The organism is Delftia tsuruhatensis (assembly GCF_903815225.1).
Taxonomy (GTDB): Bacteria; Pseudomonadota; Gammaproteobacteria; order Burkholderiales; family Burkholderiaceae_C; genus Comamonas; species Comamonas tsuruhatensis_A.
Map to the genome: position 1 here is coordinate 6,090,149 of NZ_LR813084.1, position 17,226 is coordinate 6,107,374.

Consider the following 17,226-nt stretch of genomic DNA (forward strand, 5'->3'; position numbering starts at 1 on the left):
CGTATCCGGGCCACCGCGCCTTCTGTCCCCACCACGGAGATTCCATGCAACGTCGTCACCTCCTGCAACTCTCGGCGCTGGGCGCGCTGCCGGCCTCGCTGGGCCTGGGCCGCAGCGCCTGGGCGCAGTCCAAGGACAGCATCCAGTTCGCCTGCCCCGTGCCCATGTCGGGCGCCTTCGCGGCCAACGGCAAATTCGCGGACCTGGGCATGAAGCTGGCCATCGAGCAATACGGCAAGGCCCTGGGCCGCCCGCTGGCCTACACCGTGCTGGACACCGAGGGCAAGCCCGCCACGGCCGTGCGCAAGGTGCAGGAATCGGCCCAGCAGCAGGGCACGCGCTTCTTCGCGGGCGGCATCCTGTCGTCCGAGGCCCTGGCCATGGGCAAGGAGGCCGAGAAGGCCGGCGGCATCTTCATCACCACGGCGGGTGCCGACGAGATCACGGGCAAGGACTGCAACAGCGCCACCTTCCGCTGGTCGGCCCCCACCTTCGGCGCCATCGAGCAGACCGTGCGCCCGCTGATCGAGTCCCTGCCCAAGGCCAAACGCTGGTACACCATCACGCCGCAGTACGTGTTCGGCGACGGGCTGCTGACGGCGGCCAGGAACATCTTCAAGGAAAAGGGCATCGAGCATGTGGGCAACAGCTACCACTCGCTGACCGAAAAGGAGTTCAGCGGCTACCTGACCAATGCCGTGGCCGCCAAGCCCGACGTGCTGCTGCTGCTGAACTTCGGCGCCCAGTCGTCGGACACGCTGCGCCAGGCCATCAGCTTCGGCATGAACAAGAACATGACCATCCTGATCGCCTGGGCCTCGGGGCTGGAGCAGTTCGAGTCGCTGGGCGCCGACCTGTGCGACGGCGTGTACTTCGGCGCCCAGTACTGGCACACGGTGGATGCGCCGCTCAACCGCGAGCTGGTGCAGCGCTGCAACGACAAGTTCAAGGCCAATCCCAACTACAGCCTGGCCGGCCACTACATCTGCACCAAGCTGATGATCGATGCCATCGTCAAGGCGGGCACGGCCGATCCCAAGGCCGTGGTGGCCGCGCTCGAAGGCATGAAGTACCAGGGCCTGACGGGCGAGGAGGAAGTGCGCAAGGCCGACCACCAGGTGCTCAAGAGCTACTACCTGCTCAAGGGCAAGGCCAAGGCGAAGATGAAGAACAAGGACGACTACGTGGATGTCGTGAGTTCGGGGAAATCCTTTCTTCCCGTAGACCAGACCGGCTGCAAGCTGGCCTGACCTTCCCCGGCCGCCACAGCGGCAAGGCGCCCTCCAACACTCCGCCCGCGCGGGGTGCGGGGTGGCCTGTGCCTGCGGCCTTCATCGTTTCGGACCCTGTATGAGCATCTACCTGCTTCAGACCATCAACGGGATCGGCATCGGCATGCTGTATTTCCTGTTGGCCGTGGGCCTGTCCATCGTCTTCGGCCTGCTGCGCTTCGTGAACTTCGCGCATGGCGCCTTCTACCTGCTGGGCGCCTATTTCTGCTACCAGATGACGCGCTGGGGCCTGAGCTTCTGGCTGTCCCTGATCGTGGTGCCGCTGGCCGTGGGCGCGCTGGGCTGGCTGGTGGAAAAGCTCATGCTGCGCCATGTCTACGCCAAGGCGCACGAATTCCACATCATCGTCACCGTGGGCCTGGCCCTGGTGGTGCAGGAGCTGGTGATCCTGCAATGGGGTCCGCTGGGCGACAGCGTGGCCGTGCCCGAGCTGCTGCAGGGCGTGGTGATGTGGGGCAGCTTCGTCTATCCCAAGTACCGGCTGTTCGTGATCGGCTTCACCGCCGTGCTGGCCGTGCTGCTGTGGTGGCTGCTGGAGGGCACGCGGCTGGGCAGCGCGGTGCGTGCGGGCAGCGAGTCGACCGAGATGGTCTCGCTGCTGGGCATGAACGTGCTGCGCATCTTCAGCCTGGTGTTCGCGCTGGGCGCGGCCACGGCGGCGCTGGCCGGCGTGCTGGCCGCGCCCATCCGCGGGGCCGAGCCCTTCATGGGCGTGGAGGCCCTGGGCGTGGCCTTCGTGATCGTGGTCGTGGGCGGGCTGGGCAGCTTCGGCGGCGCGCTGGTCGGGGGCCTCTTGATCGGCATCGTGCAAAGCGTGATGAGCACGCTGTGGCCCGAGGGCGCGCGCCTGATGATCTACGTGGCCATGGCCGCCGTGCTGCTGCTGCGACCCCATGGCCTGCTGGGCCGCAAAGGATGAACACCATGATGACCAGGCATTCCCATCTCCTCCTCGCGCTGGCCATCGTGGTCGCCATGCCGCTGTGCATGCAGTCGGGCTCGCTGGCCAGCGAGGTGCTGATCTTCGGCCTCGCGGCCATGGGCTGCAACCTGCTGCTGGGCTATACGGGCCTGCTGTCCTTCGGGCAGGGCATCTTCTTCGGCCTGGGCAGCTACACCATCGCCCTGCTGCTCACGCGCTGGCCGCTGCCCATGCCGCTGGCCCTGCTGGCGGCCACCGCCATGGGCGCGGCGGGCGCGGCCCTCGTGGGCTGGGTGGCCATACGCCAGCGCGGCACCTACTTCGTGATGCTGACCCTGGCCTTTGCGCAGATGTTCTACTTCATCGCCTACACGGCCACCGATCTCACGGGCGGCGACAACGGCCTGCTGGACGTGCCTCGCCCGGCCCTGTCGGTGGCCGGGCAGACGCTGTGGCCGCTGGCCTCGCCCTGGCAGTACTACGGCTTCGTGGCCGTGCTGTTCCTCGTGGTGTTCTGGCTGCTGCGCCGCGTCTGCGACTCGGTGTTCGGCCGCACCCTGCTGGCCGTGCGCGACAACGAGGAGCGCGCCGCCGCCGTGGGCTACGACCTGCGCCTGCTCAAACTCCAGGCCTTCGTGATCTCGGGCGCCGTGACCGGCCTGGCCGGCGCGCTGCACGCCATGATGACAGGCATCGCCCCGCTGTCCAATGCCGAGTACCACACCAGCGAGATGATCCTGGTGATGACCGTGATCGGCGGCACGGGCAACCTGCTGGCCTCGGTGCTGGGCGCGGCCTTCTATGTGCTGCTGGGCGACTGGCTGTCCACGCTGTGGCCGCGCTGGCTGCTGCTGCTGGGCGTGGTGCTGATGATCGTCAGCCTGGGACTGCAGCGCGGCTTGTGGGGCCTGGGCGAAAGCCTGTGGGGCCTGATGCGGCGCAAAGGACCGGCCGATGCCGCGCCCGTGGCCAAGACCAAGGGAGGCCAGGCATGAGCACCGCCACCACCCCCATCCTGCTCGAAGCCGTGGGCGTAGAGAAGCGCTACGACAAGTTCGCCGCCCTGGCCGGCGTGGACCTCAAGGTCCGCGCCCACACCGTGCATTCGGTGATCGGCCCCAACGGCGCGGGCAAGACCACCCTGTTCCACATGCTCACGGGCACCAAGAGCGTCAGCGGCGGGCGCATCGTGTTCGACGGCCACGACGTGACGCGCGAACCCGACCACCGGCGCGTGCGCCGCGGCATGGCACGGTCCTTTCAGGTCACCAGCCTGTTCCTGACCCTGTCCGTGCGCGAGAACCTGCGCCTGGCCGCGCAGGGCGTGGCGCCCGCCAGGGCGCTCGATTGCTGGAACGCGCCCGAGGGTCCGCGCGCCTGTGCCGAGACCGTGGCCGGCGTGCTCGCGCGCCTGGGGCTGGAGCGCCATGCGGACACGCCGGCCGGCAACCTCTCGCATGGCCAGCAGCGGCGCCTGGAGGTGGGCATGGCCCTGGCCGCGCGGCCCAAGGCCATCTTCCTGGACGAGCCGACCTCGGGCATGGGCATCGACGACCTGGACGAGATGAAGCGCCTGATCCAGGGCCTCAAGGACGAGCACACCGTGGTGCTCATCGAGCACAACATGAACATCGTCATGGACATCTCCGACACCATCACCGTCATGCAGCAAGGCCGCGTGCTGGCCGAGGGCCTGCCGCACGAGATCCGCAGCGACGAGCGCGTGCGCAGCGCCTATCTGGGCAACATGATCACGGGAGGCAAGGCATGAGCGTCCTGTTGTCGGTGGAAGGCATCCACGCCCACTACGGCAAAAGCCATGTGCTGCAGGGCGTGTCGCTGCAAGTGGAGGATGGCGAGCTGGTCACCCTGCTGGGCCGCAATGGCGCGGGCAAGACCACCACGCTCAAGTCCATCGCGGGCGTGATGCGGCCCACGCAGGGGCAGATCCGCTTCGGCGGCGAGCCCGTGCACCAGCTGGCCACGCACCTGGTGGCCCAGCGCGGCATCTGCCTGGTGCCCGAGCACCGGGGCATCTTCAAGCTGCTGACGGTGGAGGAAAACCTGCTGCTGGGCCAGCGCAAGCGCTCGCCCTGGCAGCTGGCGGACATCTACCGCATCTTCCCGCGCCTGAAGGAGCGGCGCGGCAACGGCGGCGGCCAGCTGTCGGGCGGCGAGCAGCAGATGCTGGCCATCGGCCGCGCCCTCATGAATGCACCGCGCCTACTCATGCTCGACGAGCCCGTCGAGGGCCTGGCGCCCGTCATCGTCGAGGAGATCGTGGCCCAGCTCAAGACCATCAAGGCCGCAGGCGTGGCCATCGTGCTGGTGGAACAGAACCTGGAGGTCTGCACCCAGCTGGCCGACCGCCACTACATCATCGAACAGGGCGCGATTGCGCATGAGGCCAGCAACGCCGACTTCCTCGCCGACGCCGCCGTCAAGGACCGCTATCTCGGCGTAGGCATCGCCTGATCCACCTTTTTTGCATCGCCAGGAGCCCCCATGGATCTCAGTACCCCCAACGCCACCGCCGCGCTGCGCACCGACGGCGCCCGCCTGTGGCAATCGCTGATGGAGCTGGCGCGCATCGGCGCCACGCCCAAGGGCGGCGTGTGCCGCCTGGCGCTGACCGACCTGGACCGCCAGGGCCGGGACCTCTTCGTGCAATGGGCGCGCGAGGCCGGCTGCAGCATCCGCGTCGATGCCATCGGCAACATCTTCGCGCGCCGCGCGGGCGTGGATGACGCGCTGCCGCCCGTGATGACGGGCAGCCACATCGACACCCAGCCCACGGGCGGCAAGTTCGACGGCAACTACGGCGTGCTGGCGGGCCTGGAGGTGCTGCGCACCCTCAACGAGGCCGGCGTGCGCACGCGCGCCCCGCTGGAGGTGGCCGTGTGGACGAACGAGGAAGGCTCGCGCTTCGTGCCCGTGATGATGGGCTCGGGCGTGTTCGCGGGCGCCTTCACGCTGGAGCACGCGCTGGCCCAGCGCGATGCCCAGGGCGTGAGCGTGGGCGAGGCGCTGGCCGCCATCGGCTATGCAGGCCAGGCCGGCCCCGCCCATGCCGTGGGCGCCTATTTCGAGGCCCATATCGAGCAGGGCCCGGTGCTGGAAAAGCACGGGTGCGTGATCGGCGTGGTCAGCGCCGCCCTGGGCCAGCGCTGGTACGACGTCACCGTGCAGGGCATGGAGGCCCATGCCGGCCCCACGCCCATGGAGCTGCGCCGCGACGCGCTGCTGGCTGCCAGCGAGCTGGTGGCCGAGGTCCACCGCATCGCCCTGGACCGCCTGCCGCATGCACGCGGCACGGTGGGTTCGCTGCAGGTGTTCCCCGACTCGCGCAACGTGATCCCGGGGCGCGTGCGGCTCAGCGTGGACCTGCGCGCGCCCGACGACGAGCAATTGCTGGACATGGACGCCGCGCTGCGCGCGGCCTGCGAGCGCATCGCCGCCGCGCGCGGCGTGGAGGTCGGCGTGGAGCAGGTGGTCTACTTCCCGCCCCAGCCCTTCACGCCCCACCTGGTCGAGGCCGTGCGCGCCAATGCCGCCGACCTGGGCTACAGCGCCATGGACGTGGTCAGCGGCGCGGGCCACGATGCCGTCTACGTGGCGCGCCTGGCACCGACCGCCATGATCTTCGTGCCCTGCGCCGACGGCATCAGCCACAACGAGATCGAGGACGCCGAGCCTGCCCATCTGGAGGCCGGCTGCAACGTGCTGCTGCGCGCCATGCTGGCAGCGGCCGGAGTGGTGTCATGAAAGTTCTGATCGCCCGGCTCAACCACGAGACCAATACCTTCTCGCCCGTGCCCACGCCCATCCAGGCCTTTGCGCCCACCTATGGCGAGGCGGCCTATTCGGCCAACAAGGGCATGCGCACGGCCATGGCCGCCTTCATCGACCTGGCCGAGGCGGCGGGCGCCACCCTGGTCACGCCCGTGTCGGCCACTGCCAACCCCAGCGGCCCCGTGCATGGGGCCGCCTATGACGAGCTCACGCGCCGCATCGTCGAAGCCGCACCGGGCTGCGACGCCATCCTGCTGGACCTGCACGGCGCCATGGTGGCCGAGCACAGCGCCGACGGCGAAGGCGACCTGCTCGAACGCGTGCGCGCCGCCGCACCCGGCGTGCCCGTTGGCGTGGCGCTGGACCTGCACGGCAACATCACCGAAAAAATGGTGGGCAATGCCGATGTGATGGTGGGCTTCAAGACCTATCCGCACATCGACATGTACGAGACCGGCGAGCATGCGGGCCGCCTGCTGCTGGACATGCTGGCCGGCCGCGCGCGCTACGCCGTGTGCTGGCACCGCCTGCCCCTGATGAGCCACACGCTGCGCAGCACCACGCTGGACGGCCCCATGCTGGACGCCGTGAACGCCGCGCGTGCCCTGGAAGCGGAGGGCCTGCCGGCCGTCTCGGTGTTCGGCGGATTCTCGCTGGCCGACATCGCCGCGCCCTGCGTGAGCGTGGTCGCCACCTGTCGCACCGACGAGCGCGCGGCCACCCAGGCGAGCGTGGACACGCTGGCCGCCCAGATCTGGCAGCGGCGCGCCGACTACGTCTACCGCAGCGAACCGCTGGCCGACTCGCTGCGCCGCGCCCAGGCCCTGGCCGAAGGCGCCGACCGCCCCGTGCTGCTGCTGGACCACGGCGACAACTGCATGTCCGGCGGCACCTGCGACACCATGGACGTGCTGCAGACCGCGCTGGAGCTGGGACTGACGGGCATCGCCGTGGGCCCGCTGTGCGACCCCGAGGCCGTGGCCGCGCTGGCGGCGGCGGGCGAAGGCGCCGAGGTGGAGATCGCGCTGGGCAACAAGGTCTCGCTCGAAAGCATAGGCCTGCACAAGCAGCCACTGCGGCTGCGCGGCACGGTGCGCGCCGTCAGCGATGGCGCCTACACGGTCAGCGGTCCCATCTACACGGGACAGCGCTGCCACATGGGCCGCAGCGTGTGCCTGGACATCGGCGCCGCGCAGATCGTGGTCACCGAGCAGACGCACGAACCCTGGGACCTGGGCGTGTTCCACTGCGTGGGCATGGACCCGACGCGGTTCCGCTTCCTGCTGCTCAAGTCGCGCATGTACTGCCGGCCCGTCTTCGTGCCGCTGTCCGCCGGCCTGGTCGAGTGCGACAGCCCCGGCGTGACCACCTCGGACTATGCGCGCTTTCCGTTCACGCACGTCCACCGGCCGGTGTTTCCGCTGGACGCCCTGTAGTTGCCCGGCTTTGCCAGGGCGCGCAAGCAAAGACCGGCGCCGCCGCGGGGCGATTGGGCAAATTGGGCACGCCGGCATCACAACAGTTTCACCGCAGACACCGGCTATCGCCTCCCGGCCTACAATCGGTTCCCCCCTACCTCAGCCGACGGCACGCGGGTCCGAAACGCGCGCGTCGGCCATGCATCGCTGGAGACGCTTGATGTCCGACAACACGGCCCCGACCCCTTCCGATAAACGTGCCCAGCTGCGCCGTGCCGCACTCGAATACCACGAGTTCCCCAAGCCCGGCAAACTGACCATCGTCCCGACCAAGCCCATGGCCAACCAGCACGACCTGGCGCTGGCCTACTCGCCCGGCGTGGCCGCCCCCTGCGAAGAGATCGTCAAGGACCCCGCCGCCGCCTTCAAGTACACGGCGCGCGGCAACCTGGTGGCCGTGATCTCCAACGGCACGGCTGTGCTGGGCCTGGGCGACATCGGCGCGCTGGCCTCCAAGCCCGTGATGGAAGGCAAGGCCGTGCTGTTCAAGAAGTTCGCCGGCGTGGACGTCTTCGACATCGAGATCAACGAGAAGGACCCACAGAAGCTGGTCGACGTGATCGCCGCGCTGGAGCCCACCTTCGGCGCCATCAACCTGGAAGACATCAAGGCACCCGAGTGCTTCTTCGTGGAGCGCGAGCTGCGTCGCCGCCTGAAGATCCCCGTCTTCCACGACGACCAGCACGGCACGGCCATCACCGTGGCCGCGGCCATGGTCAATGCCCTGAAGGTCGCCGGCAAGAAGATCGAGGAGGTCAGGCTCGTGGCCTCGGGCGCGGGCGCCGCCGCCCTGGCCTGCCTGAACCTGCTGCTCAAGGTGGGCCTCAGGCGCGAGAACGTGTTCGTCACCGACCTGGCCGGCGTGGTCTATGAGGGCCGCACCGAGCTGATGGACGAGGACAAGGCCCTGTTCGCGCGCGCCACCGAACTGCGCACCCTGGGTCAGGTCATCGAAGGCGCCGACGTCTTCCTGGGCCTGTCGGCCGGCGGCGTGCTCAAGCAGGACATGGTGGCCAGGATGGCCGCGCGCCCCGTGATCTTCGCCCTGGCCAACCCCAATCCGGAGATCGTCCCCGAGGATGTGAAGGCCGTGCGCAGCGATGCCATCATCGCCACGGGCCGCTCGGACTACCCCAACCAGGTCAACAACGTCCTGTGCTTCCCCTACATCTTCCGGGGTGCGCTGGACTGCGGTGCGACCACCATCACCACCGAGATGGAGATCGCCACCGTGCACGCCATCGCCGAGCTGGCCCAGGCCGAGCAGAGCGAGGAAGTGGCGGCCGCCTACGTGGGCGAGCAGCTGACTTTCGGCCCCGAGTACCTGATTCCCAAGCCCTTCGATCCGCGCCTGATGATGAAGATCGCATCGGCCGTGGCCCAGGCCGCCGCCGAATGCGGCGTGGCCCAGCGCCCGATCCAGGACATGGATGCCTACCGCGCCCATCTGCAGACCTTCGTCTACGCCTCGGGCACGATGATGAAGCCGCTGTTCGCCGCAGCCAAGAAGGCGGCCAAGAAGCGCGTGGCCTACGCCGAAGGCGAGGAAGAGCGCATCCTGCGCGCCGCGCAGATCGTGGTGGACGAGCGCATCGCGCGCCCCACGCTGATCGGACGTCCGGCCATCATCGCCCAGCGCATCGAGAAGTTCGGCCTGCGCCTGAAGGAGGGCCAGGACTATGACGTGGTCAACGTCGAGCACGACGAGCGCTACCGCGACTTCTGGCAGACCTATCACCGCATGACCGAGCGCAAGGGCATCACCGTGCCCATCGCCAAGATCGAGATGCGCCGGCGCCTGACCCTGATCGGCTCCATGCTGCTGCACAAGGGCGAGGTGGATGGCCTGATCAGCGGCACCTGGGGGCAGACCTCGCACCACCTGCAGTACGTGGACCAGGTGATCGGCCGCCGCGCCGGCGTGCAGACCTATGCCTGCATGAACGGGCTGCTGCTGCCCGACCGCCAGGTCTTCCTGGTGGACACCCACGTCAACTACGACCCCACGGCCGAGCAGTTGGCCGAGATCACCATCATGGCCGCCGAGGAAATGATGCGCTTCGGCATCAAGCCCAAGGCCGCCCTGCTGTCGCACTCCAATTTCGGCTCCAGCAACCAGCCCAGCGCCATCAAGATGCGCCAGACCCTGGAGCTGCTGCGCGAACAGGCCCCCTGGCTGGAAGTGGACGGCGAGATGCATGGCGACGTGGCCCTGGACGGCAAGGCGCGCGCCCAGCTCATGCCCCACAGCACGCTGCTGGGCAATGCCAACCTGCTGGTCATGCCCAACATCGATGCCGCCAACATCAGCTACAACCTGCTCAAGCAGGCCGCCGGCGGCGGCATCGCCATCGGCCCGGTGCTGCTGGGCGCGGCGCGTCCCGTGCACATCCTCACGCCCAGCACCACGGTGCGCCGCATCGTCAACATGACGGCGCTGACGGTCGCTGACGCGAACGCGAACCGGTAAGGCACCCCCTGAGCCGCTGCGCGGCTTCCCCCTCTCTCGCTTCGCGGGAGGGGGACGGCGCCATCGCCGCGAGGCGGCTCTTGCTCGGCGCCCCTCGCTTTTGGGGCGCGCCGGTTGCGTCGGCCGTGTCCGGTGGCTCACGCGCAGCGCCACCACGTCTCACTGTTCAATCCCCAGACAATTGCTTGGTCAAGCTGCCTGTTTTTTAGGCAGAACTTGCAATTTGGGGGGTGATCCGTCACACTAGCGGGTCGAGATTTCAGGGCTTCCCTGGATTTCTGAAAGGTGTAGTTGATGCTGAAGGCAGCCGCCGCCAAGGCGTACAAGTCCGGTCTAGCGCTCATCGTCGGGGCCGCCTTCGTGCTGTCGCCCTCGCTGGCCGATGCGCGCCGTTCGGTGCCCGAAAGCGCGGAGATGCCGGCCGTTGACACCGTGGCGCTTTCCGAGCTGCCACGCGAGGGGCGTTCCACCTATGCGCTGATCCTGCGTGGCGGACCCTTTGCCCATGACAAGGACGGCACGGTCTTCGGCAACCGGGAACGCATCCTGCCCCGTCAGACGCGCGGCTATTACCGCGAATACACGGTGCGCACGCCGGGCTCGCGTGATCGCGGCGCACGCCGCATCGTCTGCGGCGGCGAGCCCCAACGGCCCGATGCCTGCTATTACACCAGCGACCACTACAGCAGCTTTCGCAAGATCATCGAATGACCTCGACCCAGTCTTTGCAGCCCGTTCGACCTTCCGCGTCCGACGCAGCGCGCTGGCAGGGGTCTGCATTTCATCCACAGCCCGGGAATGCGGCAGGCCATGAGCCCGCTCCCGCAGGCCACATCCACGTTAGAGAAAGAGCCACGGAGATGGATGCACCACTTCGTAAGATCCCCGACACCCCGCTGCGGAACGTGCGCGCCAACATCGTGCAGTCCATCCGCGCCTACAGGGTGCAGGATCTGCAACAGGCGGCCGAGACGCTGGGGTGCCATTTCCTGTATGCCAACCTGGCCCATGCCCAGACCAAGGCCGACATCCTGGAGCTGCTGGCCACGCAGTTTTTCTTTCCCGCGCATTTCGGCAAGAACTTCGATGCGCTCTACGACTGCCTGACCGACCCCATCCACAAGGCCGGACCGCAGCCGGGCTTCGTGCTCGTGCTCGACCAGATCCCGACCACGCCCAAGTTCGACAAGGAAGTCCGGGAGCAGTTGCTGGACAGTTTCCGTGACGCGGCCGAGTATTGGGCCGAGCGCAAGATTCCCTTCCGCTGCTTCTACTCTTTCCTCTGACCCAGCCTTCCGAGCAGCCTCCGGCTACCGGCGCGACAGCCCGGCGGCCAGGGCCTCGTATTCGGCCACCGGCACTTCTTCTGCACGGCGCTGCAGATCGAACTCCCCCTCGAAGCCCTTGCCTTCCAGCCAGCGCCCCAGCGTGTTGCGCAGGATCTTGCGCCGCTGGCTGAAGGCCACCTGCACCAGTTCCTCCAGCAGTTTCGCGTCCAGGGCCGCAGGCGTCTCGCGCGGGACCATGCGCACGACGGCACTGTCCACCTTGGGTGGTGGATCGAAACTCCCGGGCGGCACGAACAGCACGTTCTCCATCGCGTAGCGCCACTGCAGCATCACCGTCAGCCGGCCATAGGCGGCCGTGGCCGGTGCGGCCACCATGCGGTCTATGACCTCCTTTTGCAACATGAAATGCTGGTCCTCGACCACATCCACCTGCTCGAGCAGGTGAAACAGGATGGGGCTGGAGATGTTGTAGGGCAGGTTGCCGGCGATGCGCAGCCTGGCCACGCCCAGGCGCACGGCGATGGCACGGAAGTCCACCTTGAGCACGTCGGACTCGACCACATCCAGCTGCTCGTGCAGGCGCAGGCGCACGGCCAGGTCCCGGTCCAGCTCGATCACGGTGAGCCGGCCCAGGCGTTCCACCAGGGGCTGTGTCAGCGCCATCAGGCCCGGACCGATCTCGACCATGGGCTGGCCCGGCCGGGGATCGATGGCACGCACGATGGAATCGATGATGCCGCCGTCTGTCAGGAAGTTCTGGCCGAAACGTTTGCGAGGAATATGTTTCATGGAAAAAAGCAAGGCGGTGCGCCAATGGCACCGCCTTCCATTGTGGACCGGAGCAGCCGCGGCTGCACGAAGGTCTTACTGCGGAGGCTCGCGGTACTCGACATAGGCCCGGCCGCGCAATTCCTGCAGCCAGGTCTGGTAGTCGGTCTCCAGCTTGCGCTCGCGCACCACGTTGCGCACCATGTCGCGCTGCTCGCGCGGCGTCAGTGCGGCCTGGCGGCGCTCGATGAGCTGGATCAGGTGCACGCCGAAGCGCGAGACCAGCGGATCGCTGACCTGGCCGGGCTGCAGCTGGTCCAGCACCTGCTCGAACTCGGGCACGAACTGGCCGGGCGAGGACCAGCCCAGGTCGCCGCCGTTGCGCGCGCTGCCGTCCTGCGAGAACTCGCGCGCCAGCGACTCGAAGCTGGCCTGGCCACTGTCCACGCGGCGCTTGTAGTCGGCCAGGCGCCTGGCGGCTTCGGCCTCGGTCATCTGGTCGCCGATGCGCAGCAGGATGTGGCGCGCATGGTTTTGCGTGACCACCGCCGGCATGCCGGCCTGCGACTTCTCGAGCACCTTGAGCACGTGGAAGCCCGCGCCCGAACGGAAGGGACCGACGATGCCGCCCAGCGGCGCCTGGCCCACGGCCTTGGCAAACAGCTCGGGATAGCGGTCCAGCGGGCGCATGCCCATGGCGCCTCCGCCCTGGCCATCCGGCACGTCGGAGAACTCCTTGACCACCGCCTTGAAGTCGGGCTGCGTGCGTGCGGCCTCGGCCGCCTGCCTGGCGCGAGCCTCGCGCTCGGCCACCTCGGCGGGGCCGGCATCTTCCTTCACGGCGATCAGGATGTGGCCCAGGTTCACCGCTGCGGGTGCCTGCTCGCCACCACCACGGCGCTGCTCGGCCAGGTAGCGGTCGATGTCGGCCTCGGTGACACGCACGCGGCCATCCACGTCGCGCTCGCGCAGGCGCTGCAAGGTGATCTGGCGGCGCAGCTCCTCACGGAACTGCTTTTCGTCCACGCCATCGGCCCGGAGGCGGGCCAGCAGGCCGGCCTTGTCCATGCCGTTCTGGCGCGCGACGTTGCCCAGCGCCTGGTCGACCGCGTAGTCGTCCACGCGCAGGCCCGTGTCCTTGGCTTCCTGCAACTGGGCCTTCTCGACGATCAGCCGCTCCAGCACCTCGCGGGCCAGCAGCGCCTCGGGCGGCATCTGGCCGCCCTGCTCGGCAATGTTCTGCGCCACGCGCACCATGCGGGCGCGCACTTCGTTGTTGGTCACGGGCTCGGAGTTGACCACGGCCACGATGTAGTCGGCAGAGCGCACACCCGCATTGCCGCCGCGCTCGCGTGCCGAGGGCAGATTGGTGGCGTCCAGTGCACGCGTGACGGCAGCGTCGCCCGCCTGGGGCGCCGTGGCCCGGGTCTGGCCCGGAACACGCAGGCCTTGCGCCTGGGCTGTGGAGGCCAGCAAGGCCAGCGCCACGGCGACAGCTGCGCTGCAATGGGTCTGGGAAAGAAAACGCATGGGAGAGATGCCTTGCAAAAAGCGTGTTTGGAGCCTTGGCTCTAATCGTAATTGGTGAAGCGGCTGGGAGGCGTCACGGATTCGCGCAGGTACTGGTAGCGCGGCACATTCTGCTTGAGGCTGCGCTGCGGATCGGCGCCCAGGCTCAGGCGCGAGAAGCCCACGAACTCGATCTGGAACAGCAACCGCGTATTGGACTGGTTGATCGCGCTTTGCAGGCGCTCCAGCACCACGCGCCCGATCCAGCAGCAGCCGTCGTATTCCAGGCCGACGACGGTGTCGACGAGCTTGCGGTCCTTCAGGCTGTAGTTCAGCCGGCCCACCGTATACCAGCGCCCGCCGCCCTGGCCACGGCCGGCGCCCAGGTCACGGCCCTTGTCACCCCACAGGTCGTTGATGGGCCACTGCCAGCCCACATCCACCAGCTTGCTGGCATCGGTGCGCGCCACGGTGTCGTACTGGGTCCGGTAGGCCACGTTCACCGTGCGGTAGGAACTGGGACTGTAGCGTGCGCCGAAGGTGGTGCGCACCGAGCGGTTGAGGTCGCGGTTGTACTGCGTCGTGCCTTCGGTGGACCAGGCGTCCGTCCAGTTGATGGCCGCGCCCAGCAGCACATCCGACAGGCGGCTGGTGGCGGGTACTTCGCCAGGCAGGATGACCTTCTGGTCGGAGAAGCGCACGCGTTGCGCGATGCCGAAGCGCGCCTTCTCAGCGCCGGTGGCCCCGTCGATCAGGCGCGTGGTCGCGCCCAGTGTCAGCAGGTGGTTGTCGGCGATGCGGTCCTGGCCGTTGTAGTCGTTCTCGGCGTAGATGCTCGCGAAGTTGAAGTCGTTGCGCGCCGTGTCGTACAGCGGCAGAAAGCTCTGGTCGCGGTAGGGCGTGTAGGTGTAGAAGGCGCGCGGCTCGAAGGTCTGCAGCAGCTGGCGGCCGAACAGCGAGGTGTCGCGCTCGAACACCAGGCCGCTGTCCACGCTCAGGGTGGGCAGCGTGCGCGAGGCGCTGCGGCTGCCGTTGCCCATCATGCTGTCCACCTGGTAGTTGCTGGCGTGCAGCTGGATCTTTGGTGTGATGAAGGCGCCTGGCGAAAGGAACGGGCGGCTCAGCTGCGCCTGCATGTAGCTGCGCTGGCCGTTGTTGTAGCTCATGCCGGCCAGGGGCTTGTCGATCTCGAAGCGCGTGGTGTCGGCCACGAAGCTGAAGTCCAGGCCGTGCGGCACGTCCAGTGGCGTGTAGCGCCATTGCAGCTGGGGCTTCATGCCATAGGGCGGGGTGATGGGGGCCGACGCATCCTGCATGGTCTGCCAGTACATGGTGCGCAGGGTCAGCACCCCGTCGCCACGCGCCCAGGACAGGTTTACGTCGTTGGGCAGCAGACGCTCGCGCAGCGACCTCGCGGCCAGCGGGAAATCGCGCCAGTAGTTGTCATCGCTGACGCGGTTGAGGTTCATGTTCAGCCCCAATCCACCGATGGGCGAATCGATGACGCCACGATGTTGCAGCGAATAGGCCCAGCGGTCCCGGTCGCGCTGGCGGTCGCCCGGCATGTAGGCCGCATAGGCCTCGCCCGAGTAGGTCGGCTCCAGATAGCGGAACTGGGCGCCCAGGTTGACGCCACGCTTGGTCATGACCGACGGATACAGGGTCATGTCCCGGTTGGGCGCGATGTTCCAGTAGTAGGGCTGGGTGTATTCGAAGCCGCTGAGCTGGTCCAGGCCCATGGTCGGCGGCAGCAGGCCCGACTTGCGCTTGTCCGACAGCGGAAAGCTCATGCGCGGCACGGGCAGCACGGTGACGCCCTTGAACTGCAATGCCGCGCCCTCGGCCACGCCGACCTCCTCGGCCGCATCGATGTGCAGGGTCTTGGCGCGCAGCATCCAGGCCGGCTCCCAGCTGGCCTCGTCATCGCGCTGGCAGGTGGTGTAGGTGGCGTCGTGGACCACGGCATGGTCGCGGTCGATGAAATCCACGCGCGAGGACTTGCCATAGGCACCGTTGGCCAGGAAGCGGTAGCCGGCGTTGTCGAAGAAACCCTGGAAGGCATCGACCTTCAGGTCCAGCAGCGAGCCTTCATAGACATTGCCGGCCTGGTTGATGTGCACCGCGCCCGAGGCATTGACCCGGTCGTCCGGCACCTGGTATTCGAGCCGGTCGGCGCGGATCATGGTGTCGCCGCGGCGCAGTTCGGCATTGCCCTCGATCACCGTGCTGATGTCGGGCTGGCCGCTGAGGGCGTCGCCGCGCACGTAGACGGGCTGCTGCGAACGCACCTGCTCGGGATAGGTTTCCTGCATCAGCGTGCTGGGGCGCAGCGGGCGCACCTGCTGCAGCCGGCCTTCCTCGGCCGGGGCGGGGGCGGTCTGGGCCTGGGCCAGCGTCGATCCCCCGGCCCAGGCGAGAGCCACGAGCCAGGCCAGCGGGCGTACGGCGGGGCGCGCGGGCGCGCGGGCAGCCAGCGGATCGGGGGGCAGCGGTCGGAGGTACACGTTGGTCAACAGCGGCGGATGGAGAAAGGCGCAAGCCTAGCATCACCGCCGGGCGTTCGTCGGGGTGGCGGTTTGTAGAATCGCGATTATCCATGAGCCATCCAAACACCCCCACGGCCGGCGTTGTCTGGGCCGATTCCGCCCGCCATGCCGCCTTCGACGCCTGGCTGGCCCCGCTGGCCGCCAGGCATGCGCTGCGCCCCGAAACCCTGCGTCCGGCCTCGGCCGACGCCAGCTTTCGCCGCTATCTGCGGCTGGATGCCGGCACGGGCTCCAGCCTCATCGTCATGGATGCGCCACCGGACAAGGAAGACTGCGCGCCCTTCGCCAAGGTGCAGGCACTGATGGCCGAAGCCGGCCTGGCCGTGCCGCAGATCCTCGACTGGGATGCGGTCCACGGCTTCATGCTGCTGTCCGACCTGGGTGGTCACACCGTCATCGAGGCGCTGGACCCCGACAAGCCGCAGGAGGCCGAGGCCTGGTACCGCTCGGCGCTCGAAGTGCTGCTGGCCTGGCAGACCGCCTCGCGCCCCGGCGTGCTGCCTCCGTATGACGAGGCCCTGCTGCGCCGCGAACTGCAGCTGTTCCCGGACTGGTACATCGCACGCCACAGGCAGACCGTGCTCGACGACAGGCAGCAGGCCACGCTGTCCCAGGCATTCGGACAGATCGTCGCCCACAACCTGGCCGCCCCCCCGGTCTTCGTGCACCGCGACTTCATGATGCGCAACCTCATGCAACCCGTGGCCGCCGATGGCCCGCTGGGTGTGCTGGACTTCCAGGATGCGGTCCACGGTCCCGTCACCTACGACATCGCCAGCCTGCTGCGCGATGCCTTCATCAGCTGGGAGGAGGACTTTGTCATCGACATTACCGTGCGTTACTGGGAGAAGGCACGCAAGTCGGGATTGGTCGGCGCACGCAGCCAAAGCGGCTGGGGCGATGACTTCGGCGAGTTCTACCGCGGTGTCGAGTGGATGGGTCTGCAACGCCACCTCAAGGTGGCCGGCATCTTCGCGCGGCTGACGCTGCGCGACGGCAAACCCCGCTATCTGGCCGATACGCCGCGCTTCATCCATTACATCCGCTCCACCTGCGGCCGCTACCGTGAACTGACGCCGCTGCTGCGTCTGGTGGACCAGATCGAGAACATCCAGCCTCAGGTCGGCTGGGCCTACGGGCGCGTCTGAGGACGGAACCGC

General features: G+C 68.1%; 14 protein-coding genes. 11 read left to right on the top strand and 3 right to left on the bottom strand.

What is annotated here, in order from left to right; all coding sequences use genetic code 11:
* The first annotated feature begins 44 nt into the window (after positions 1-44).
* The 10 genes from L1Z78_RS27765 to L1Z78_RS27810 all read left to right on the top strand — a co-directional run bounded on the left by L1Z78_RS27765 (position 45) and on the right by L1Z78_RS27810 (position 11,240).
* On the top strand, positions 45-1,250 hold the full coding sequence (locus L1Z78_RS27765; protein ID WP_234639513.1) for an ABC transporter substrate-binding protein: 1,206 nt from the start codon (positions 45-47) through the stop codon (positions 1,248-1,250).
* Positions 1,251-1,350: 100 nt separating this feature from the next.
* Positions 1,351-2,211: a branched-chain amino acid ABC transporter permease gene (locus L1Z78_RS27770; protein ID WP_234639514.1), complete on the top strand. Its 861-nt coding sequence runs from the start codon at positions 1,351-1,353 to the stop codon at positions 2,209-2,211.
* A gap of 8 nt (positions 2,212-2,219) precedes the next feature.
* Positions 2,220-3,209: a branched-chain amino acid ABC transporter permease gene (locus tag L1Z78_RS27775; protein ID WP_234642285.1), complete on the top strand. Its 990-nt coding sequence runs from the start codon at positions 2,220-2,222 to the stop codon at positions 3,207-3,209.
* Positions 3,206-3,985 carry an ABC transporter ATP-binding protein gene (locus L1Z78_RS27780; protein WP_234639515.1) on the top strand — a complete coding sequence of 260 codons (780 nt, stop codon included), beginning with the start codon at positions 3,206-3,208 and terminating at the stop codon, positions 3,983-3,985. Before L1Z78_RS27775 ends, L1Z78_RS27780 begins: the two co-directional genes overlap by 4 nt.
* Complete coding sequence (locus tag L1Z78_RS27785) at positions 3,982-4,689, top strand: ABC transporter ATP-binding protein (protein WP_234639516.1); 708 nt, start codon at positions 3,982-3,984, stop codon at positions 4,687-4,689. The genes L1Z78_RS27780 and L1Z78_RS27785 overlap by 4 nt, the downstream gene beginning before the upstream one ends.
* A 30-nt stretch (positions 4,690-4,719) precedes the next feature.
* Positions 4,720-5,979: a Zn-dependent hydrolase gene (locus tag L1Z78_RS27790; RefSeq protein WP_234639517.1), complete on the top strand. Its 1,260-nt coding sequence runs from the start codon at positions 4,720-4,722 to the stop codon at positions 5,977-5,979.
* A complete protein-coding gene (locus L1Z78_RS27795) occupies positions 5,976-7,442 on the top strand; it encodes a M81 family metallopeptidase (protein ID WP_234639518.1) in 1,467 nt (488 codons plus the stop codon). The genes L1Z78_RS27790 and L1Z78_RS27795 overlap by 4 nt, the downstream gene beginning before the upstream one ends.
* Positions 7,443-7,644: 202 nt before the next feature.
* Complete coding sequence (locus L1Z78_RS27800) at positions 7,645-9,954, top strand: NADP-dependent malic enzyme (RefSeq protein WP_234639519.1); 2,310 nt, start codon at positions 7,645-7,647, stop codon at positions 9,952-9,954.
* A 294-nt stretch (positions 9,955-10,248) separates the two neighbouring features.
* A complete protein-coding gene (locus tag L1Z78_RS27805) occupies positions 10,249-10,665 on the top strand; it encodes a ribonuclease (protein WP_234639520.1) in 417 nt (138 codons plus the stop codon).
* Positions 10,666-10,814: 149 nt separating this feature from the next.
* Positions 10,815-11,240 carry a barstar family protein gene (locus L1Z78_RS27810; RefSeq protein WP_234639521.1) on the top strand — a complete coding sequence of 142 codons (426 nt, stop codon included), beginning with the start codon at positions 10,815-10,817 and terminating at the stop codon, positions 11,238-11,240.
* Between the two features lie 24 nt (positions 11,241-11,264).
* Here the strand turns inward: L1Z78_RS27810 and rsmA are convergent, their stop codons facing one another.
* From rsmA to L1Z78_RS27825, 3 genes are all read right to left on the bottom strand, one after another.
* A complete protein-coding gene (gene rsmA / locus L1Z78_RS27815; RefSeq protein ID WP_234639522.1) occupies positions 11,265-12,032 on the bottom strand; it encodes a 16S rRNA (adenine(1518)-N(6)/adenine(1519)-N(6))-dimethyltransferase RsmA in 768 nt (255 codons plus the stop codon).
* Positions 12,033-12,107: 75 nt separating this feature from the next.
* Entirely contained in the window at positions 12,108-13,541 is a 1,434-nt protein-coding gene (locus tag L1Z78_RS27820; protein ID WP_234639523.1) for a peptidylprolyl isomerase, read from the bottom strand.
* Positions 13,542-13,582: 41 nt separating this feature from the next.
* The gene (locus tag L1Z78_RS27825; protein WP_234639524.1) at positions 13,583-16,024 is read right to left on the bottom strand and encodes an LPS-assembly protein LptD; all 2,442 of its coding nucleotides are present in this window, start codon (positions 16,022-16,024) and stop codon (positions 13,583-13,585) included.
* Positions 16,025-16,116: 92 nt separating this feature from the next.
* On the opposite strand from L1Z78_RS27825, the gene L1Z78_RS27830 reads away from it, so the two are divergent.
* Positions 16,117-17,214 carry an aminoglycoside phosphotransferase family protein gene (locus L1Z78_RS27830; RefSeq protein WP_234639525.1) on the top strand — a complete coding sequence of 366 codons (1,098 nt, stop codon included), beginning with the start codon at positions 16,117-16,119 and terminating at the stop codon, positions 17,212-17,214.
* Positions 17,215-17,226: the final 12 nt, after the last annotated feature.

Excerpts from the sequence above, each read along its gene's own strand:
- L1Z78_RS27765 (WP_234639513.1), top strand. The coding sequence starts at position 45 with ATGCAACGTCGTCACCTCCTGCAACTCTCGGCGCTGGGCGCGCTGCCG.
- L1Z78_RS27770 (WP_234639514.1), top strand. The coding sequence starts at position 1,351 with ATGAGCATCTACCTGCTTCAGACCATCAACGGGATCGGCATCGGCATG.
- L1Z78_RS27775 (WP_234642285.1), top strand. The coding sequence starts at position 2,220 with ATGACCAGGCATTCCCATCTCCTCCTCGCGCTGGCCATCGTGGTCGCC.
- L1Z78_RS27780 (WP_234639515.1), top strand. The coding sequence starts at position 3,206 with ATGAGCACCGCCACCACCCCCATCCTGCTCGAAGCCGTGGGCGTAGAG.
- L1Z78_RS27785 (WP_234639516.1), top strand. The coding sequence starts at position 3,982 with ATGAGCGTCCTGTTGTCGGTGGAAGGCATCCACGCCCACTACGGCAAA.
- L1Z78_RS27790 (WP_234639517.1), top strand. The coding sequence starts at position 4,720 with ATGGATCTCAGTACCCCCAACGCCACCGCCGCGCTGCGCACCGACGGC.
- L1Z78_RS27795 (WP_234639518.1), top strand. The coding sequence starts at position 5,976 with ATGAAAGTTCTGATCGCCCGGCTCAACCACGAGACCAATACCTTCTCG.
- L1Z78_RS27800 (WP_234639519.1), top strand. The coding sequence starts at position 7,645 with ATGTCCGACAACACGGCCCCGACCCCTTCCGATAAACGTGCCCAGCTG.
- L1Z78_RS27805 (WP_234639520.1), top strand. The coding sequence starts at position 10,249 with ATGCTGAAGGCAGCCGCCGCCAAGGCGTACAAGTCCGGTCTAGCGCTC.
- L1Z78_RS27810 (WP_234639521.1), top strand. The coding sequence starts at position 10,815 with ATGGATGCACCACTTCGTAAGATCCCCGACACCCCGCTGCGGAACGTG.
- rsmA (WP_234639522.1), bottom strand. The coding sequence starts at position 12,032 with ATGAAACATATTCCTCGCAAACGTTTCGGCCAGAACTTCCTGACAGAC.
- L1Z78_RS27820 (WP_234639523.1), bottom strand. The coding sequence starts at position 13,541 with ATGCGTTTTCTTTCCCAGACCCATTGCAGCGCAGCTGTCGCCGTGGCG.
- L1Z78_RS27830 (WP_234639525.1), top strand. The coding sequence starts at position 16,117 with ATGAGCCATCCAAACACCCCCACGGCCGGCGTTGTCTGGGCCGATTCC.